This window comes from Arthrobacter sp. StoSoilA2, from assembly GCF_019977195.1.
Classification (GTDB): Bacteria; Actinomycetota; Actinomycetes; order Actinomycetales; family Micrococcaceae; genus Arthrobacter.
Map to the genome: position 1 here is coordinate 473,943 of NZ_AP024643.1, position 19,809 is coordinate 493,751.

Here is a 19,809-nt window from a genome sequence, read left to right on the forward strand (position 1 = left end):
GAGTCCAACATCCTGGCAACTTGGCAACATTTTCAGAAACTTTTGACAATCGGTTGCCAAGCCGGGATTCCTTCCGTAATGTAAGTCCCACACCGATAAAAATGTGGTCCACGCCACAACCTTCGTTCTGATTCGCGTCAGGCCAAAGACTCATTAGGAGCCGACAATGAAGTTAGGTCCAAAGGCGGCAGCAGCCGCCCTCGTACTCAGCGCCTCCCTGGCGCTCACCGCATGTGGTGGCGGAGGAGCCGGAGCTGGTTCAAACGCCGGTGGCGGAAAATCCATCACGGCCTTGACGCTGGGCACGCTCCGTGACATCACTTCGTGGGATCCTGCCCAGGCTCACGTCGGCCACGCACTACAGCCGTACCAGGCAGCCTATGACTCCCTGATCCTGCGCGAACCGGACGGCAAGCTCAGCCCCATGCTGGCCACCGCCTGGAAGTACAACGACACCAATACCAAGCTCACCGTGGACCTCCGGAAGGACGTCACGTTCAGCGATGGCGCCAAGTTCGACGCCACAGCAGCCAAGGCCAACCTGGACCACTTCAAGAAGGCCAACGGCCCGCAGATGGCCCAGCTCGGATCGGTATCGGACATCGCCGTGGTGGACGAGGACACCATCGACATCAACCTCAGCGCTCCAGAGCCGGCATTGGAGTACTTCCTGAGCCAAGCCGCCGGCCTGATGGGCAGCCCCGCAGCGCTCGGCACTGATGCGATCAAGACCGTACCGGTTGGTTCAGGACCGTACGTGATGGACAAAGCGGCCTCGGTGAAAGATTCCCAGACGGTCTTCACCGCCCGCGAGGGATACTGGAACAAGGACCTGCAGAAGTACAAGAAGCTGACCCTGAAGATCCTCACCGATCCCACGGCCCGCACCAACGCCCTGGTTTCCGGCCAGATCGATGCCACGCTCCTGGATCCCAAGAACGGCAAGCAGGCAGAGGGTGCCAAGATGAAACTCGAAACCAACCAGGTTGACTGGTCCGGTTTGCTTCTTCTGGACCGGGACGGCACAAAGAACCCCGCACTTGCCAACGTCAAGGTCCGCCAGGCCATCAACTATGCATTCGACCGCAAGACCATTCTGGAACAGGTAATGCTGGGCCAAGGCACGCCTACTTCGCAGCCGTTCGGCAAGGAAAGCGGCGCCTGGACGGAGGAGCTGGAGAACTACTACAGCTACGATCCCGCCAAGGCCAAGCAACTGTTGAAGGACTCCGGCTTCGAGGGCAAGGTAACCCTTGACGTTCCCACTCTGCCCGGAGCTGAAACCCTTATCTCTGTCATGCAGCAACAGCTCGCGGACGTTGGAATCACCCTGAAACCGGGCGCTGCCATCACCAACACGTTCACCGCTGATGTCGCGGCACAGAAGTACCAGGCGCTCTTCTTCAACCTCTTCCAGGGTGAACCTACCGTTGCGATCGACCAGATCGTCTCCACCAAGGCGTTGTACAACCCCTTCAAGACCACCACACCTGAACTCGAGGCGAAGATCCAGGCTGTGCGCACCGGTGGCGAAGAGGCCGGCAAGCTGGCCCAGGAAGTCAACAAGTACGTTGTGGAACAGGCATGGTTCGCCCCGCTCTTCCGCGTGAACCAGATGTACTACCACAACGACAAAGTGAACGTCACCCCGCAAGTACAGCAGGCCGTTCCGTCCATCTATAACTACTCGCCCGCCAAGTAGGAACCCATGATCAAGTTCATTGCGAAAAGGCTGGGCAGCGGTCTGGTGGTGTTGTTCGTAGTCTCGGCGCTCACCTTCATCCTGCTGTACACCTCCAGCGGAAGCATCGCCCAAAATATCCTGGGTGACCAAGCCACACCTGAACAGGTGGCCATGAAGGAACAGGAGCTCGGTCTCGACCAGCCACTTGCAACGCGCTATTTCGCCTGGTTGGGCGATGCCTTGAGCGGAAACCTTGGAGCCTCCTGGTTCACCTCGGAGCCGGTGGCCAACTCCCTGGCCACCCGGATCCCGGTAACCATGACCATGGTTTTCGCCGCAATGATCCTGATCGCCATCTGCGCAGCCCTGATCGGCGTTGCTGCAGCGGTGAAGCGCGGCTGGGTGGACAGGGCAGTCCAGGTTGGCGCCATCATCGGCGACTCCATCCCCGGATACGTGATCGGCGTGTTCCTTGTGACCATCCTTGCCATCCAGCTGGGCCTCTTCCCGGCTACCAGCACTATCTCTCCCGAGGTGGGACCCGAGGCCTGGGTGTACTCGATGACCCTTCCGGTCATCGCCCTGCTCATCAATGGAGTGACCGGCGGGGCACAGCAAATCCGCAGTGCCGTGATCAAGCAGCTCGAGCGTGACTACGTGCGGACTTTGCGCAGCCGGGGCATTGGAGAACGTGAAATCCTGTTCAAGCACGTGCTCCGTAGCGCCGCTCCGGCAGGCCTCACAGTATTGAGCCTGCAACTCATCGGCATGCTGGGAGGCGTGGTGATCATCGAGCAGATCTTCGCCCTTCCAGGAATGGGTCCCCTCGCAGTTACCGCAACAGGCCAGTCCGATCTTCCTGTTGTCATGGGAGTGGTGATGTACACCGTGGTGGTGGTCATCGTGGTGAACCTCCTGGTGGACATTCTCAATGGTTGGCTCAACCCGAAAGTACGTGTGTCATGAGCGATTCCGTAGATTCAGCGGCAATTTCCGCAAGTCCCGACTCCATGGGTGTGGCAGCGAAGGCCCCCGATGGACAAAGCGGTACCGTGGTGCGTTCCGGAATGATGCGCCGCCTCCTCAGGAACCCCCTGGGTATCGCCTCGCTGGTGATCCTGGGAAGCATCGCGTTGCTGGCTATTTTCGCCCCGGTTTTGGCTCCGTTTGAGGAGAACTTCGCGAACATCACCAAGACCTTGGCACCGGCGGACTCCGTGAACATCCTGGGGACTGACAGTGCAGGCCGCGATACCTGGAGCCGCCTGCTCTTCGGCGCCCAGCTCACCCTCTTGTCCGCCCTGCTGTGCGCAGGCGTGGCGATCGCCATCGGACTTCCCGCAGGCCTGATCGCCGGCTACTACGCGGGCAAGTTCGAAGCGGTCTCCAACTGGGTGGTCAGCATCCTCATGAGCCTGCCCGGCCTGATCGTTCTGCTCACCATCCGCGCGGCGTTCGGTCCATCGGTGTGGATTTCCATGATCGCCTTCGGTGTCCTCATCAGCCCGTCCTACTTCCGGTTGACACGCACCGCGGTCCAGTCGGTCCGCAACGAGCTCTACGTGGATGCCGCACGTGTCTCCGGCCTTTCGGACCTGAGCATCATCGCGCGCCATATCTTCTCCGTGGTCCGCGCACCGATCATCATCCAGACCGCAGCAATCGCGGGCGTGGCCATCGCCATCCAGTCCGGCCTTGAATTCCTGGGCCTTGGTGATCCCACCAAAGCAACGTGGGGCGTCATGCTCTCGGAGGGCTTCAAGAACGTCTATCTCACGCCAACCCTGCTTCTCTGGCCGGCACTTGCCATGGCACTCACCATTGGTGGACTCGTCCTGCTTGGCAACGCTATCCGCGATGCCCTGGAAGACGGCGAAAAGATCAAGCACCGCAAGAAGAAGGTCGCCAAAGCCGAACGCAACGCTGCAGAACGCACGACGGCGGAACCCGCCAAGGCGCGCCAGTCACGCAAATCCGTGGCCGCCGTCGAGCTTGGAACCGAGCATCACCTGGTCAAGGTGACCAACCTCGGCGTCGGATATCCGCAGGCTGATGGTTCCATCAAGAAGGTGGTGGACGACGTCTCGTTCCACGTGGACCGCGGCGAGATCCTGGGCATTGTGGGCGAATCGGGTTCGGGCAAGTCCCAGACCGCGTTCTCCATCCTGGGCCTGCTCCCGGACAACGCCAGGATTGTGGGCGGCTCCATTCAGTTCGACGGCAGCTACACCGTGGCGCCGGGCGAGGACCGCGTCAGCCAGGAGCGGTTGTCCAAGCTGCGCGGCAGGAGGATTTCCTACATTCCGCAGGAACCGATGAGCAACCTGGACCCGGCCTTCACCATTGGCTACCAGCTGGTCACCCCCATGGTCCGTGTCTTGGGAATCTCGAAGTCAGAAGCCCGCCAGCGTGCCCTCAAACTGCTCACAGACGTCGGCATTGCCAACCCGGAACTGACCTTCAACGCCTACCCGCACGAGGTTTCCGGTGGCATGGCCCAGCGCGTGCTCATCGCCGGTGCCATCAGCTGCGAACCGGACCTGGTCATCGCTGACGAACCCACTACGGCGCTGGACGTCACCGTCCAGGCCGATGTGCTGGACCTGCTTCGCGAATTGCAGCAGCGTCTGAACATCGGTGTGATCCTTGTGACCCACAACTTCGGCGTCGTCGCCGACCTCTGCGACCGTGTTGTTGTCATGCAGAACGGGCGGCTTGTTGAAGAGGGAACCGTCCGGGATATCCTCCGAAACCCGAAAGAGCCATACACCCAGACCCTTCTTGGATCCATGCTCGAAGGAAAGACCCCCATGACGATGCTTGTATCACAGGACAAGGAGCCCGTCGCATGAGCCCCGCACAAAGCTCCCCGCTACTATCCGTGGACAACCTCGTGGTGGAGTACCCCAGCAAGCGGTTCAGGGCCAAGCCCTTCCGGGCCCTTACGGACATAAACATCAGCATTGGCCAAGGCGAGACCCTTGGCCTGGTGGGGGAGTCCGGATCGGGCAAGACCACCTTGGGCAGGGCTGTTCTGGGCCTGGCACCCGTCACGTCCGGAAAGGTGATTTTCGAAGGCAATGACATCAGCAACGCCTCGCGCAAGGAACGCCGGACGCTGAGCCGGGACCTTCAGGTGGTGTTCCAGGACCCCTACACTTCGCTGAACCCGGCGCTGGAAATTGGAGACATCCTGGCTGAACCGCTGGGCGTGCAGGGCATGGAACCTGCAGCGGCCAAGAAGCGCGTAAAGGAACTGCTGGACCAGGTGGGCCTGCCCTCGGACGCGATCCACCGGCTACCGCGTGAGTTCAGCGGCGGTCAGCGCCAGCGTGTTGCAATTGCGCGGGCGTTGGCACTGTCACCCAAACTCATTGTCTGCGACGAACCGGTCAGCGCATTGGACCTCTCCACCCAGGCCCGGGTGCTGGACCTCTTCCTGCAGATCCAAAGGGACACCGGGGTTTCGTACCTGTTCGTGTCCCACGACCTCGACGTCGTGCGGCACATCAGCCACCGCGTGGCCGTCATGTACCACGGTGAAATCGTGGAGCAAGGCCCCGCCGAGGTGGTCACCCGCGATCCTGAACACCCCTACACCCAGCGACTGTTGCTCGCCTCGCCCGTGCCGGATCCTGACCGCCAGGAACAGCGCCGGGCAGACCGCCACCGGCTGCTCGCAAACCAACTTAGCCAAATCGAACAGCAAGGTGCCGTGGCCTGAACAGCCCGGCATCCCATGACACATCCAGGGTCCGGAAGGGCCCGGAAACCCCGGAGGAAAAAGTGGCCACAATAGGCGTCCAAGCCATGATGCTGAAGGACAGTTTTGCTGACGTGGGAGCATTCGAAACGCTCCGCAAGGTCAGTGCGATCGGCTATAACGCCGTCGAGATTTCCCAGATCCCGATGACTCCGGAGAATGTGGGCGAGCTGGACCGGTCCCGCACGGAGCTGGGTATGGATATCGCCGCGCTTTCAGTCAATATTGAAGGCCGCAAGGGCATGCCGGTGGAGTCACTGGCAGAGAACTTCGACAAGATCGTGGACGATGCCAAGCGTCTGGATACCTCGCTGCTGCGCATCGGCATGCTTCCGTTCGGGGCGATGAAGTCCCTGGATTCGGTGGTGGAATTCGCCAAGCAAGCCAATGGCTACGCAGAGCGGCTGCAGGAGCACGGCATCGGCCTGTACTACCACAACCACCACATCGAATTCGCCAAGTTTGATGGCAGGTACATGCTGGACATCATCGCCGGGAACTCCCCTGCCATGGGTATGGAGATTGACGTCCACTGGGTGCAGCGCGGCGGCCTGGACCCGGTCCGCACCCTCCAAAAGTACGCCGGCAAGACTGCCATGGTGCACCTCAAGGACTACAGGATCGGTCAGATGCCGGAATCGTCCTTCGGGCTCCTGGAGAAGGGCGACTTTCCCGGATTCATGGCGGAATTCCGGAATGTGGTGCAGTTCGCTGAAGTGGGCGAAGGCAACCTGGACTTCCCATCCATCATTCCTGCCGCCCTGGCCGCTGGTGCCCAATATCTGCTTGTGGAGCAGGACGAACTGTACGGCCGGACCGTCTGGGACGCACTCCAGACCTCGCACGACAACCTGGTGGCCATGGGCCACGCCGACCTTTTCTAGATTTCAACACAGGAGATTGCATTTATGAGCAAGAAAGTACGCCTCGGCATCATCGGCCTGGGCCAGCAAGGCGGCGCCTACGCCAAGTTCATCACGGACGGCTTGGTCCCGAACATGGAGATCGGCGCCATTTGCGATGTCGATCCTGCCAAGAAGGAGCTTGCTGCCTCCCAATACCCGGACGTCCCGTTCTATGACGACTACATTGCGCTGCTGGAAAGCGGTGCCGTTGATGCTGTCATCACCTGCGTGCCGCACTTCCTGCACCCCGAGATGGGCATCGAATCACTCAAGCGCGACATTCATGCGCTGGTGGAGAAGCCAGCCGGGGTCTACACCAAGCAGGTCAAGGAGCTGAACGAGTTCGCCGCTTCCAAGCCCGAACTGACCTTCGGCATCATGTTCAACCAGCGCAACAACCCGCTCTACAAGAAGCTGAAGGAAATCGTCGACGGCGGCGAGATCGGCAAGATCCGCCGCACCAACTGGATCATCACCAACTGGTGGCGGCCGCAGGGCTATTACAACTCCAGCGAATGGCGGGCCACCTGGGGCGGCGAAGGTGGTGGCGTTCTGGTTAACCAGGCACCGCACCAGCTGGACCTCTGGCAGTGGATCTGTGGCGTCCCCCAGTCTGTCTACTCCAAGGTGGCGTATGGCTTCCGCCGCGATATCGCGGTCGAGGATGAAGTCACCGCTGTTGTGGACTATGGCGACGGCGCCACGGGCGTTTTCGTGACGGCCACCCACGACATCGTGGGAACCGACAGATTCGAAATCCTCGGTGACCAGGGCAAGATCGTGGTGGAGGACAGCAAGGTGGCCACAGTCACCCGGCTGGTCAAGCCGGAGCGGGAAATCAGTGATTCGATGGATACGGAGGGCGTCCGCAAGCTCTTTATGGGCCAGTTGAACCGCGACGAGTTGTACAGCAGCGAGGTCATCGAGTTCGAGTCTGCGTGGGGCGGCCAGCACGCCGGTGTCTTGGAGAACTTTGCGGCCAACATCCTTGACGGGACTCCTCTGCTTGCTCCGGGCTCGGACGGTATCAACGGCGTCCGCCTGGCCAACGCCATCCACCTCTCCAGCTGGACCGGCAAGGAAGTTTCGCTGGACTTCGACGAGGATGAATTCCTGCAGGAGCTCAACAAGCGCATCGCGGAAGAGGGCAAGTTCCCCGAGCGCCGCTAGAGGCTCGCCGGGATGTGAGGGAGTATCCGGACAGACCGTTTCTCTCTCACATCCCGACGGCTTTTTGGCGTTCCTCTCTCACATCCCACTGGGTTCTTAGCGTTCCTCTCTCACATCCCACTGGCTTTTTAGCGTTCCTCTCTCACATCCCACCGGCTTTTTAGCGTTCCTCTCTCACATCCCACCGGGTTTTTGGCATTCCTCGATGGCAACCGGCCGTTTTTGTTGCCAAGCGGTCTAGGATGAAGCGGTGACTGACGTGACGAGCACCGGAGCAGCAACTGCACCCACTAAGCGTGGCCGGGGGGAAAAGTCCTCCGCCACGATCTACGACATCGCCAAGCTCGCGGGCGTGAACCCGTCGACGGTGTCGCGTGCCCTCAGCAAGCCGGGTAGGGTCAGTGCCAAGACGCAGAAAATTATCGAGGACGCGGCTGCGCAGCTGAACTACCAGGTGAACCCGTTCGCCCGCGCGCTCCCCACTGGCCGCACGCAGACCATCGGTTTGATTGTCGCGGACATTACCAATCCCACCTTTTTCGACATCATCCGCGGTGCCGAAACCACCGGATCGGCCCGCGATTACACGCTGGTCCTGGCGGAATCCGCTGAGTCGCCAGAGACTGAAGTCACCGCGGCGCGCCGCCTGTTGAGCACGGTCGACGGACTGATCCTGGCGAGTCCCCGCATGGACGACGACCACATCCGGGACCTTTCAGCGGACAAGCCTGTGGTGGTCATTAACCGCAAGATCGACGGCGTCCCGTGCGTCGTTCCGGATGTGAACAAGGGCATCAGCGAGGCCGTGCGCAGCTTGGCAGCCAATGGGCACACCAATCTTGCCTACGTCGCCGGGCCTGCCCAGTCCTGGATGACGGGCCGCCGGTGGGAGGGCGTCAAAGCTGCCTGCGAGTGGTCCAAGCTGGGCGCCCTCCGTTTGGAATCGTCCAAACCAACCGTCGACGGCGGCAGGCAAGTTGCGCGCGACGTCCTGGAAAGCGGAGCTACTGCCGTCATCACCTACAACGACCTTTTGGCCATCGGCTTGATGCAGGAATTGCAGGCCGGCGGCATGCGCGTTCCGGACCAAATCAGCATCGTTGGCTTCGATGACATTTTCGGCGCAGACTTCACCACTCCCGCACTGACGACCGTGCGTTCACCCTTGGGGGAATGCGGCACGCGTGCCGTGACCATCCTGTTGGACATGCTGCAAGGCCACGATGCCCCCAGCGAAGCTGTGAGCGTGGAGACCGAGCTCGTTGTGCGGGGCTCCAGTGGAAGGCTGCTGAGCTAGTCCGCAGTGTTTAGGCAAATGATTGTTGCAACGAGTTGGCAATTTTTGGCAACCGGTTGACAAGATGGCAAGGTGAACCGCAAGATTGACCTATGTCACAGTCCATCGCAGCACACCCTGACAGGCTCCTGCCCGCAGATCCCGGCACGCGCAGCATCGCGCGCTCCTTGCTGGAGCGCGTCCAGGACCTGCCCATCATTTCTCCGCACGGCCACGTTGACGCCGCTGTCCTTGAACAGAACACGCCCTTCCCTGACCCTGCAGCGCTCCTGGTCAGCCCGGACCACTACGTCACCCGCCTGATCCACGCCAACGGTGTTCCGATGGATCAGTTGCTCACAGGTACAGCGTCCGCGCCTGATTCGCGGGAGATTTGGAGGCAGTTCGTCCAGGCCTGGCCGCTGTTTGAGGGCACTGCCTCCGGGTACTGGCTGCGCACCCAATTCCACGAAGTGTTCAAACTCGGCGCAGATCTCAGTGAGATGCCGGCTGACGCCAGCTATGAAGCGATCGCGGCGAAGCTGGTAGAGCCGGACTTCCGTCCTCGCCAGCTCTTCAAGGACTTCAACATTGAGGTCCTGGCCACCACGGATGATCCTCTGGACAACCTTGCCAGCCACAAGGCCCTCACCAATGACCCCAGCTTCAACGGCCGGGTGCTTCCAACGTTCCGCCCGGATGCTTATCTGAACGTGGCGCATCCCAGCTGGAACGCCAACGTTGATCGTCTGATCGAAACTGCCGCCGACGGCGCAACGGGCTATGCAGGCTACATCGCGGCCCTGGAAAACCGGCGTCGCTACTTTGTAGAGCATGGCGCAGTTTCGGCGGATCACGGCGTGCGCACGCCTGCCACGCTCAAACTGCAAAGCGCAGAAGCTGAAGCACTCTTTGAACGTGCCCGTGCCGGCAAGGCTACAGCCCAGGATCGTGACGCGTTCGAGGCCCACATGATGTACCAGATGGCACGCATGTCAGTGGCCGACGGATTGGTCATGACCATCCACCCTGGCTCGTACCGGAATCACCATGGCCCCACGTTCGAGTCCTTTGGTGCGGACACCGGCCACGATATTCCGTTCGCGGTTAACTACACCGAGGCCATCCGTCCGTTGCTGCAGGACTTTGGCACGGCCAAGGATTTCCACTTGGTGCTCTTCACACTCGATGAGACCGTTTTTTCCCGTGAACTCGCGCCGTTGGCCGGTTTCTATCCGTCTGTTTTCATCGGTGCGCCGTGGTGGTTCCTCGATGCTCCGGATGCCATGTTGCGCTTCCGTTCCGCAGTTACGGAAACCGCCGGTTTCTCGCGGTCCTCGGGCTTCATCGATGACACCCGCGCGTTCTGCTCAATTCCCGCACGGCACGACGCCTCCCGCAGGATTGAAGCTTCCTTCCTCGCGCGCCTTGTAGCCGAGCACCGCGTGACTGAAGCCCGCGCCCACGAGCTGATTCTCGACGTCGTCGATTCCTCGCCACGCAGGGTGTTCAAACTATGAGCGTCGATGGGCTCAGGCGATTGAACCGTGCGGTCAAGGCGGTTGAAAAGGCTCCCGTGCGCATTGTGCACCTGGGACTCGGGGCCTTTCACCGTTCGCACCAGGCCTGGTACACGCAGCATGCCGGTGACGCAGGGGACTGGGGCATCGCCTCGTTCACAGGGCGTCGTCCGGATGCCGCCAAGGTCCTTGCGGAACAGGACGGCCTCTTTACGTTGGTGGAACGATCCGATGCAGGGGATTCCTTTGAGGTTATAGGCAGCGTTGTAGAAGCCATCGACGGCGCCAACATTGAACGATTGGTTGAACTGGTCTCGGCACCGCAAACAGCGGTGATAACACTGACCATCACGGAAGCAGCCTACGCACACGGCGCGGATGACCTGCCGCGGTTGGTCGCGGGGGAGCAACCCACGACGCCGTTGGGCCGCTTGGTCCTTGGCCTCGCCGCCCGCAGGGAGGCCGACGCCGGACCCCTCGCTGTGGTTTCCTGCGACAACCTCTCTGACAATGGAAACGTGGCCCGTGCGGGCGTAGCGGAAATCGCCCTGGGCTTGGACCCCGGACTCGCCGCCTGGATCGACAACAACGTCAGCTTTGTCAGCACATCGGTGGACCGCATCACGCCCCGCACTACGGCTGACGATGTAGCGCTGGTCGGTGAGCAGTGCGGGTACCGGGACGAAGCCCCGGTGGTCACTGAACCTTTCCGCAACTGGGTGCTGAGCGGCCATTTCCCCCTCGGGCGTCCACGTTGGGAAGACGCTGGAGCGGTCTTCGTGGATGACATCGAACCCTACGAAAACCGCAAACTTTGGCTCCTCAATGGCGCGCATTCCATCCTGGCTTACGCAGGGCAGTTGCGCGGCCACACCACAGTGGCCCAGGCCCTGGGCGATGCGGTATGCCGTGAGGTGGTAGAGGAATTCTGGGACGAAGCCGCCAGGCACCTTTCCGGCGGGGAACTCCATATCCCTGAATACCGGGCTGCATTGCTTGAACGTTTTGGAAACTCCCGGATCGCACATCATCTGGCCCAGATTGCCATGGACGGCAGCACCAAGCTCCGGATGCGTGCACTGCCGGTTCTCCGTGCGGAGCGCGCCGCCGGGCGAAGCGGCACTGCTGCGGCGAGAATGATCGCGGTGTGGTCTGCCTACATCGCGGTGAATCCTGAGCTTCAGGATCCCAGGGCTTCAGGCATTGCGGCTGCGAATGAACTCTCCGAAGGTGCCCGGGTTGCGGCGTTGCTGCGGCTTTTGGATCCAGACCTTGCCGGTGAGCCAGGAGTCGTGGAGCTGATCCAGGAGCTGACCCCGGTTTGGGCCACTCACCGTGCCGGGACAGGAACTGCAGCCTAGGCTTCCCTTTTCCGAGGCTCGCGCGGTTGTCGCACTGGCAACCGATTGCCAAAAATGGCAAACAATTCTAGACTCGTATTCAGTATTTGTGGTGAATATCGCATTGAGGCGAGAAGGAACCCTTCAACCCAGCCCAATCCCGAAAGGAAAAGCTGTGAAAATCATTGCCGCTGAAGTCTTCGTGACCAGCCCCTCCCGGAACTTCGTCACTCTGCGCATCACCACCGAAGACGGGGTGACGGGCATTGGTGACGCGACGCTGAACGGCCGGGAACTCGCCGTCGCCGCCTATCTCAAGGAGCATGTTGCGCAGCTGTTGATCGGGAAGGATCCGCACCGGATCGAGGACACGTGGCAGTTCCTGTACCGCAGCTCGTACTGGCGCCGGGGCCCGGTGACCATGGCCGCGATCGCTGCCGTGGACATGGCGTTGTGGGACATCAAGGGCAAGGTGGCCGGCATGCCCGTCTACCAGTTGCTGGGTGGCGCATCCCGGAACGGGCTGCGCGCCTACGGGCATGCCTCGGGTTCGGACATTCCCTCGCTTTTTGACTCGGTCCGTGAGCATCTGGAACTCGGCTACAAGTCCATCCGAATCCAGACCGCGGTCCCGGGCATCAAGGCTGTGTACGGGGTTGCCGCCCAGGCCCAGGCGTCTGGCGAGCGGTACGACTACGAGCCCGCAGGCCGCGGGAACTTCCCGTTGGAGGAGGATTGGGACACCCGCGCGTACCTGCGCCACTTGCCCACGGTTTTCGAAGCCGTCCGGAATGAGTTCGGCCCGGAAATTCCGTTGCTCCACGATGGCCACCACCGCATGACGCCCATCCAGGCGGCCAAGCTTGGCAAGGCACTGGAACCGTACGACCTGTTCTGGTTGGAGGACTGCACACCGGCCGAGAACCAGGAAGGCCTGCGCCTGGTCCGCCAGCACACCACAACGCCGCTGGCCATCGGCGAAATCTTCAATACCGTGTGGGACTACCAGACCCTCATCAAGGAACAACTGATCGACTACGTCCGCGCGGCCTCCACACACTTTGGCGGTATCTCCCCGCTGAAGAAGGTCATGGACTTCGCCGCCCAGTACCAGATCAAGTCCGGCTTCCACGGCCCCACGGACATCTCCCCGGTGGGCTTCGCCGCCCAGTTGCACGTTGGCCTGGCCATCCACAACTACGGCATCCAGGAATACATGCAGCACTCGGACAAGACCAACGAAGTCTTCCAGCAGTCCATGACCTTCAAGGACGGTTACCTGCACCCCGGGGACGAGCCCGGCATCGGCGTCGAGTTCAACGAGGAAGCGGCCGCTGCGTTCCCGTACCAGCAGGCATACCTGCCGTACAACCGCCTCGTGGACGGCACGGTCCATGACTGGTAGGCCGGTTCCTTCGGCAGGCGACGCCCGGCACCACATCGTGGTGATGGGCGTGGCCGGCTGCGGCAAGAGCACCGTGGGCGCCGCCCTCGCTGAACGCCTCGGAGCTGAATTCCTCGACGGCGATTCGCTGCACCCGCAATCAAACATCGACAAGATGGCCTCGGGTACTCCGCTGAACGACGACGACCGGGCACCCTGGTTGGCCGAAATCGGCAGGCGCTTCACGGCGTCGAACTCTGCTCTTGTTATTGCCTGCAGCGCCCTCAAGCGCTCCTACCGGGACATCATCCGCAGCGGCGATCCATCCGTGGTGTTCGTGCACCTGTATGGCACGCGTGAGTTGCTGAATGAGCGCATGAACGCCCGACCCGGCCACTTCATGCCAGCCTCGCTCCTTGATTCACAATTAGCTACTTTGGAGCCCTTGCAGGACGACGAAGCGGGAATAGTCCTGGATATCGCCTTATCCGTGGAGGAGATCGTCGATGAAGTGACCCTGGCTTTGAGTGGACATGCTGAAGCGCCGTCCAGGCCATTCCTGGTGGACCTCAAAGCTGCTCCCTTCCATCTTGACGACGCAGCTGTCGCATGGGTGGAGAACACGATCGGCTCAATGACCCTCGAGGAGAAGGTCGGGCAGCTGTTCATCAACCACAACAACGATTACTCCCCGGAGTACCTCGACGGCGTGCTGGAGAAATTCCATGTGGGCGGCATGCGCTACCGGCCGGGTCCCTCGACGGCTGTCCAGGAACACATCCGTTACGCGCAGTCCAAAACCCGCATCCCGCTGCTCATCGCTTCCAACCCGGAGATGGGTGGCGCGGGCAGTTGCGACGACGGCACGTTCGTGGCCACGCACCTGCAGGCTGGTTCACACCCGGACAAGGCAATCGCCCGGCAAATGGGCCAGGTTGCCGGCGTCGAAACGGCTGCGCTGGGCTGTAACTGGGCGTTCGCGCCGATCGTGGACATCCACTACAACTGGCGGAACACGGTCATCTCCACCCGGGCGTTCGGCAATACGCCGGAGATTGTGGTGGAGCGTGCCAAGGAGTACTTCGACGGAATCAGCGAGTCACCAACTGTTTGCGCCGTGAAGCATTTCCCGGGCGACGGTATTGATGAACGCGACCAGCATGTAGTCACGTCCTACAACACGCTCGACTATGACCAGTGGAACGAGACGTACGGGCACGTGTACCGCGAAATGATCGGGCACGGCGTGCAGTCGATCATGGTAGGGCACATCGGTGCACCCGAGGTGTCCAGGCACTTCCGTCCCGGGCTGTCGGACTCCGAGGTGTTGCCGGCGACACTCGCTCCTGAACTGTTGCAGGACCTGCTGCGAGGCGAGCTCGGCTTCAACGGGCTGGTGCTCACGGACGCTTCGCTCATGGTCGGTTTGACGCAGGCAATGAAGCGGCGCGATTTGGTGCCTGCCACCATCGCGGCCGGCTGCGACATGTTCCTCTTCTTCCGCGATCCCGACGAGGACTTCCAATACATGGTGGACGGCTACAAATCCGGCGTCATCACGGAGGCCCGTCTCCACGATGCGTTGCGCAGGATCCTGGGGTTGAAGGCAACGCTGGGATTGCACCGGATTGAGCGTGACGATCTGGTGCCGTCCGCAGAAGCATTGGCCGTCATCGGCAGCGACGCGCACCGTGCAATTGCCGCAGACGTTGCGGACAAGACCGTCACGCTTGTCAAGGACACAGCCCGGAACCTGCCCATCACGCCTGAGACGCACAAACGCATCCGGCTCTATGGCATTTCGGGCGGGGCCGACTTTACCCGCGCAGATCCGCTGGCATATTTGGACACGGTCAAGGAGGAACTGGAATCCGCGGGTTTTGAAGTGCATATCTTCAAAACAGCGGAGCAGCGTGAAGCTGCGGGGGAGCCCGGCATGAACTTCATGAGGGTGCTCGCCGAGGAAGCAACGGGCGACTACGCGGAGAAGTACGACGCCGCATTCGTGTTTGCCAACGTCAAGGGCTTCGCGCAGGAGGCCGCAATACGGATCAAGTGGTCCTCGCCCATGGCTGCTGAAATTCCTTGGTACGCCACGGAAGTTCCCACTGTCTTTGTTTCCCTGAACCAGCCGAACCATCTGATCGATGTACCCATGGTCAAGACCGCCATTCACGCTCACGCAGGAACGCGCGAGGCCATCCGTGCCACCATCCTGAAAATCCAAGGTAAGTCCGAGTTCCAGGGGACGTTCAACGAGAACGTCTTCTGCGATTCGTTCGACACCCGGCTCTAGCTCCCCACTTTCGGCGGGGTCGTGCTCCTCCACGCCATCACGGTGGAGCCTGGAAGCCCGGCACTGCCCACAAGGCGGTGCCGGGCTCTTCCTTTCCCAGGGAACGCGAACGCGCGCCAATTGTGAACGCTAACAACGATTCAGTCAAGAATTTCCCGCACGGATTACTGCCGAGTAGCGTTATAACCAAATTGTGATCCAATCCACTTGACCGACGGTATTGTTAGCGTTCACAATGGCAGTCGTATCACCTTGAAGTGGCATGTGCCGCCCCCAGCACACAGGCCAACCCAGCTTCACCGTGCCGGACGCGCAGATGCTCCGGCTGCATCAGAGTTCGCGGCAAAGCTGCCGCGGAAGGAGAGCATCGTGAGATTAAAGAAACTCCTGGGCGCCGTAGCGGTTGTCCTTACCTTGACCGTGGGAGCCACGGGCTGCGGGAGCCGCGGAGGAGCTGCAGAATCCAGCAGCACCGCCAAGCCCAGCGATTCGCTGGTAGGCATTTCGATGCCGACCCAGACGTCCGAGCGTTGGATTGCCGATGGCGCCAACGTTGAGAAATCCTTGAAGGACCTTGGTTACAAGACTGACCTGCAGTTCGCCAACGATGACATCCCTACGCAGGTCTCCCAGATCGAGAACATGCTGACCAAGGGCGCCAAGGCACTGATCATCGCAGCAATTGACGGCACCACGCTGACCGACGTCCTGGCCAAGGCCAAGGAACAGAACGTTAAGGTCATCGCCTACGACCGCCTCATCAACGGAACACCGAACGTTGACTACTACACCACCTTCGACAACTACACCGTAGGTGTCCAGCAGGCTACGTCACTGCTCACCGGCCTTGGCCTGGTGGACGCAAGTGGCAAGAAGGTTGAAGGCAAGGGCCCGTTCAACGTGGAGCTCTTCGCCGGAAGCCCGGATGACAACAACGCCAACTTCTTCTGGACTGGCGCCATGGACACCCTCAAGCCGTACCTGGATGCAGGCACCTTGAAGGTTCCCAGCGGCCAGACCAAGTTCGAGCAGGCAGCCATCCTGCGCTGGCAGGCACCCGTTGCCCAGAAGCGCATGGAAGACATCCTGACCTCGGCTTACAGCTCCGGCACCAAGCTGGACGGTGTGCTCTCCCCGTATGACGGCCTGTCCATCGGCATCATCTCGGCCCTGACCAGCACGGGTGGCTACTCCACTGGAAAGCTGCCGGTAGTTACCGGCCAGGATGCCGAAAAGGGCTCCGTGAAGTCCATCATCGCCGGCGAGCAGTACTCCACGATCTTCAAGGACACCCGCCAGCTCGGAGCTCAGGCCGTGAAGATGGTTGACGCCGTGCTCAAGGGCAACGAGCCGGAAACGAACGACACCAAGACCTACAACAACAAGGTCAAGGTTGTTCCGGCCTTCCTCCTGAAGTCCGTCATCATCACCAAGGACAACTACAAGAAGGAACTCATCGACTCGGGCTACTACAAGGAATCCGACGTCAAGTAAGCACTTCCTTCGGGTTGTGGTCCCGCTGCCAGAGCGCTGCCAAGCGCTGCTAAAGCGCCACCAGAGCGCTGCCAAGCGGGGCGGGGCCACAACCCACCATGAGCCGGCCGAATCCCCGGCCAGGCCAAGTTCCAACCAGTCAGTGGGAATTGACGATGAACGTACCCATTCTTCAAATGCGAGGAATAACCAAGACCTTCCCCGGGGTCAAGGCCCTTCAGGATGTCACCCTGGATGTAAACCGCGGCGAAGTCCACGCCATCTGTGGAGAGAACGGCGCCGGGAAATCCACCCTGATGAAGGTGTTGTCCGGGGTCTACCCGCACAACTCCTTTGACGGCGACATCCTTTTTGAGAACGAACCCTGCGAATTCAACAGTATCTCGGACAGTGAGAAGCGCGGGATCGTGATCATCCACCAGGAGCTGGCTCTTAGCCCGTACCTTTCCATCGCTGAGAACATTTACCTCGGCAACGAGTTGGCAAACAACGGCTGGGTGGATTGGCGGAAAACCAACCTCGAAGCCGCCAAGCTGCTTGCCCGTGTAGGTCTGAGCGAAAACCCCGTCACACCCATCCAGCACATCAGTGTTGGCAAGCAGCAGCTCGTGGAGATTGCCAAGGCGCTCTCCAAAGAGGTGAAGCTGCTCATCCTGGATGAGCCCACGGCTGCACTGAACGATGAAGACTCGGACCACCTGCTGGACCTCATCCTGCACCTCAAGGGCCAGGGCGTCACCAGCATCATCATCAGCCACAAACTCAACGAGATCCGCAAGGTGGCTGACGCCGTCACTATCATCCGTGACGGCAAGTCCATTGAGACGCTGCGCCTGGACCAGGGCCAGATCACCCAGGAACGCATCATCCGCGGCATGGTGGGACGTGACCTTGAAAGCCTCTATCCGGACCGGACTCCGAATATCGGCGAGGAAGTCCTCCGCATTGAAGACTGGACGGTTCAGCATCCCCAGGACCACAGCCGCATCGTGGTGCACAACGCCAACCTGAATGTCCGCAAGGGCGAAGTGGTGGGCTTGGCAGGCCTTATGGGCGCGGGCCGCACCGAGTTGGCCATGAGCGTTTTCGGCCGGACGTACGGACGCGCCGTTTCGGGCAAGGTCTACAAGTACGGCGAAGAGATCAACACTTCCACGGTTTCCGACGCGATCGATCATGGCATTGCCTACGCCACCGAGGACCGCAAGCATTATGGCCTGAACCTGATCGAGGACATCAAGCGGAATATCTCCATGGCGGCGCTGAACAAGCTGGCTAAACGTGGCTGGGTTGATGGCAACAAAGAGACCACCGTCGCCAACCATTACCGCAAGAGCATGAACATCAAGGCGCCGTCCGTGGCAGCCATCACCGGCAAGCTCTCCGGCGGTAACCAGCAGAAAGTGGTGCTGAGCAAGTGGATGTTCTCGGATCCGGACGTGCTGATCCTGGACGAACCAACCCGGGGCATCGACGTCGGCGCCAAGTTCGAGATCTACACGATCATCAATGAGCTCGCAGCCGCCGGGAAAGCCGTGATCGTGATCTCCTCGGAGCTGCCTGAGCTCCTGGGCATTTGCGACAGGATCTACACGCTGTCCGCAGGGCACATCACCGGCGAGGTCCCCATCGCCGAGGCCACCCAGGAAACCCTCATGCACTTCATGACTCAAGAGAAGGAATAGCCAACATGTCCGCCCTACGAGAATCCCTTGGCTTCCTCACAAGCCGCCTCCGCCAGGTTGGCATCTTCGTCGCCCTGATCCTGATCGTTATCCTCTTCCAGGTCCTGACCAACGGCATCCTGCTTGAACCGCAGAACGTCAGCAACCTGGTGGTCCAGAACAGCTACATCCTGATCCTCGCCATTGGCATGGTGATGGTCATCATCGCCGGGCACATCGACCTCTCTGTCGGATCCATCGCCGGGTTCATCGGTGCCGTTGCCGGCGTGATGATCGTGCACTGGGGCTGGGCGTGGTGGCTGGCCATCCCGGCTTGCCTCCTGGTAGGTGCCTTGGTGGGTGCATGGCAGGGCTACTGGATTGCCTATGTGGGCATTCCAGCCTTCATCGTCACCCTGGCCGGCATGCTCATCTTCCGCGGCCTGACGCTCATCACCCTGAAGAACCAGCAGATCACCCCGTTCCCCAACGAGTTGCGGGCGCTCGGTGGAGGCTTCCTCCCCGATATCTCCGGAGGCACCTCCGTACTGGAATGGCTGACCGTCATCCTGGGCGTTGGCGGCACCGCAGCCATTCTCTTCCAAGCCATCAAGGAGCGCCGGGTCCGGCGCAAGTTCAACCTTGAGAACGAGCCGATGGCATGGTTTGCCGTCAAGAACGGCTTCATTGCCGTGCTGATGCTCATCATCACCTTCCTGCTGGCCAGCTACCGTGGAACGCCGATTGTGCTGATCGTGCTGGCAGTCCTGGTGATCCTGTACTCGGCATTGATGAACAACAGCATCTTCGGGCGCCACACCTACGCCATTGGTGGCAACCTGCATGCAGCAGAGCTCTCCGGCATCAAGACCAAGAAGGTAACCTTCCGGTTGTTCGTCAACATGGGCGTCCTCGCCGCGTTGGCTGGTTTGGTGTTCACAGCCCGACTGAACTCTGCCCAGCCTGCTGGCGGTACCGGCTTTGAACTGGACTCCATTGCTGCCGCCTTCATCGGTGGCGCGGCCGTCCAAGGCGGCATCGGTACCGTTGCGGGAGCAATGATCGGTGGCCTCATCATGGGCGTCCTGAACAACGGTATGTCCATCCTTGGTCTGGGAACCGATTACCAGCAGCTCATCAAGGGCCTGGTTCTCCTCCTTGCGGTCGGCTTCGACATCTTCAACAAGAACCGGACAGGTGCTGGTGGAGGATCCTCAATCAGCCGCCGCTTCAAGTGGAAGACCACGCCTCCGGCAACCGAAGCTACCAAACCTGCCAAGACTGAACCTGTGCGGGTAGACGCCAAGTAGCAA

At 60.8% G+C, this 19,809-nt stretch carries 14 protein-coding genes; all 14 read left to right on the top strand.

The window, feature by feature from the left end; translation table 11 throughout:
- Window positions 1-166 precede the first annotated feature (166 nt).
- The 14 genes from LDN82_RS02320 (at window position 167) to mmsB (ending at window position 19,806) form a co-directional block, all read left to right on the top strand.
- Complete coding sequence (locus tag LDN82_RS02320; RefSeq protein ID WP_224093979.1) at window positions 167-1,702, top strand: ABC transporter substrate-binding protein; 1,536 nt, start codon at window positions 167-169, stop codon at window positions 1,700-1,702.
- A gap of 6 nt (window positions 1,703-1,708) precedes the next feature.
- Window positions 1,709-2,650 carry an ABC transporter permease gene (locus LDN82_RS02325; RefSeq protein WP_224093987.1) on the top strand — a complete coding sequence of 314 codons (942 nt, stop codon included), beginning with the start codon at window positions 1,709-1,711 and terminating at the stop codon, window positions 2,648-2,650.
- Window positions 2,647-4,536, top strand: coding sequence for a dipeptide/oligopeptide/nickel ABC transporter permease/ATP-binding protein (locus LDN82_RS02330; RefSeq protein WP_224166217.1), 1,890 nt, complete (start codon window positions 2,647-2,649; stop codon window positions 4,534-4,536). The genes LDN82_RS02325 and LDN82_RS02330 overlap by 4 nt, the downstream gene beginning before the upstream one ends.
- Window positions 4,533-5,408 carry an ATP-binding cassette domain-containing protein gene (locus LDN82_RS02335; protein ID WP_224166218.1) on the top strand — a complete coding sequence of 292 codons (876 nt, stop codon included), beginning with the start codon at window positions 4,533-4,535 and terminating at the stop codon, window positions 5,406-5,408. The genes LDN82_RS02330 and LDN82_RS02335 overlap by 4 nt, the downstream gene beginning before the upstream one ends.
- A gap of 62 nt (window positions 5,409-5,470) precedes the next feature.
- Window positions 5,471-6,331: a sugar phosphate isomerase/epimerase gene (locus LDN82_RS02340; protein ID WP_224166219.1), complete on the top strand. Its 861-nt coding sequence runs from the start codon at window positions 5,471-5,473 to the stop codon at window positions 6,329-6,331.
- A 24-nt stretch (window positions 6,332-6,355) separates the two neighbouring features.
- A complete protein-coding gene (locus tag LDN82_RS02345) occupies window positions 6,356-7,522 on the top strand; it encodes a Gfo/Idh/MocA family oxidoreductase (protein ID WP_224166220.1) in 1,167 nt (388 codons plus the stop codon).
- Between the two features lie 250 nt (window positions 7,523-7,772).
- Window positions 7,773-8,819 carry a LacI family DNA-binding transcriptional regulator gene (locus LDN82_RS02350; RefSeq protein WP_224166221.1) on the top strand — a complete coding sequence of 349 codons (1,047 nt, stop codon included), beginning with the start codon at window positions 7,773-7,775 and terminating at the stop codon, window positions 8,817-8,819.
- Window positions 8,820-8,911: 92 nt separating this feature from the next.
- Entirely contained in the window at window positions 8,912-10,318 is a 1,407-nt protein-coding gene (gene uxaC / locus LDN82_RS02355; RefSeq protein WP_224166222.1) for a glucuronate isomerase, read from the top strand.
- The gene (locus LDN82_RS02360) at window positions 10,315-11,679 is read left to right on the top strand and encodes a mannitol dehydrogenase family protein (protein ID WP_224166223.1); all 1,365 of its coding nucleotides are present in this window, start codon (window positions 10,315-10,317) and stop codon (window positions 11,677-11,679) included. Before uxaC ends, LDN82_RS02360 begins: the two co-directional genes overlap by 4 nt.
- 154 nt (window positions 11,680-11,833) lie before the next feature.
- The gene (gene manD, locus LDN82_RS02365) at window positions 11,834-13,063 is read left to right on the top strand and encodes a D-mannonate dehydratase ManD (protein ID WP_224093992.1); all 1,230 of its coding nucleotides are present in this window, start codon (window positions 11,834-11,836) and stop codon (window positions 13,061-13,063) included.
- On the top strand, window positions 13,053-15,338 hold the full coding sequence (locus tag LDN82_RS02370) for a gluconokinase, GntK/IdnK-type (protein WP_224166224.1): 2,286 nt from the start codon (window positions 13,053-13,055) through the stop codon (window positions 15,336-15,338). The genes manD and LDN82_RS02370 overlap by 11 nt, the downstream gene beginning before the upstream one ends.
- 369 nt (window positions 15,339-15,707) lie before the next feature.
- On the top strand, window positions 15,708-16,832 hold the full coding sequence (gene chvE / locus LDN82_RS02375) for a multiple monosaccharide ABC transporter substrate-binding protein (RefSeq protein ID WP_224166225.1): 1,125 nt from the start codon (window positions 15,708-15,710) through the stop codon (window positions 16,830-16,832).
- 155 nt (window positions 16,833-16,987) lie between these two features.
- Window positions 16,988-18,517 carry a multiple monosaccharide ABC transporter ATP-binding protein gene (mmsA, locus tag LDN82_RS02380; protein ID WP_223935636.1) on the top strand — a complete coding sequence of 510 codons (1,530 nt, stop codon included), beginning with the start codon at window positions 16,988-16,990 and terminating at the stop codon, window positions 18,515-18,517.
- A gap of 5 nt (window positions 18,518-18,522) precedes the next feature.
- Window positions 18,523-19,806: a multiple monosaccharide ABC transporter permease gene (mmsB, locus tag LDN82_RS02385; protein ID WP_224166226.1), complete on the top strand. Its 1,284-nt coding sequence runs from the start codon at window positions 18,523-18,525 to the stop codon at window positions 19,804-19,806.
- Window positions 19,807-19,809: the final 3 nt, after the last annotated feature.